At 44.1% G+C, this 581-nt stretch carries 1 protein-coding gene and 1 pseudogene; both read left to right on the top strand.

Features of this window, described 5'->3' with window-relative positions:
• On the top strand, window positions 1-235 hold a 235-nt coding region (locus ACWHAR_RS30070), incomplete at its 5' end, for an ABC transporter permease subunit (protein WP_452088804.1).
• A 16-nt stretch (window positions 236-251) separates the two neighbouring features.
• Window positions 252-581 (top strand): annotated as a pseudogene (gene appC / locus ACWHAR_RS30065) (oligopeptide ABC transporter permease AppC); the annotation flags it as partial.

Below are 581 nucleotides of genomic sequence, written 5' to 3'. Positions count from 1 at the left end.
ATTGCCTGTTATTACGATTTTCGGCTTAATGATTCCTTCCTTTATTGGCGGAGCGGTTGTCGTAGAGCAGATTTTCACTTGGCCGGGATTAGGAAAGCTGTTTGTCGATTCAGCATTCCAGCGCGATTATCCGGTTATCATGGCAATGACTGTGATCTCGGCGGTTCTTGTCGTTGTCGGAAACCTCATTGCAGACATCCTTTACGCGATTGTTGATCCGCGGATCGAATATTAAAAGGAGGGAAACAGAGATGTCAGAGCTGCAAACAACTCCCTCGCCGGAGATCAGGCTGAAAGAAAATATTTCGAAAAAGCCAGAAACAATGACAAAGATTTTCTGGGAAAAATTCTCGAAAAACAAACTGGCCATTTTAGGTGCCGTTATTCTTTTTATCATTATTATGTCTGCTGTTTTCGCCCCTTTAATTGCACCTTATCCCCAAGAGCAGCAAAGCCTGCTTGATAAATATAAGGCGCCGGGCCTTGAACATCTGATGGGAACGGATAAATTTGGACGTGATATTTTCAGCCGGATCCTATATGGAGCCCGTGTCTCTTTATTGGTTGGATTTGCGTCCGTA

The organism is Bacillus sp. LR--39 (genome assembly GCF_053613335.1).
Note: the sequence above shows the minus strand (reverse complement) of the source record. Positions and strands in the feature narration are given on the sequence as shown.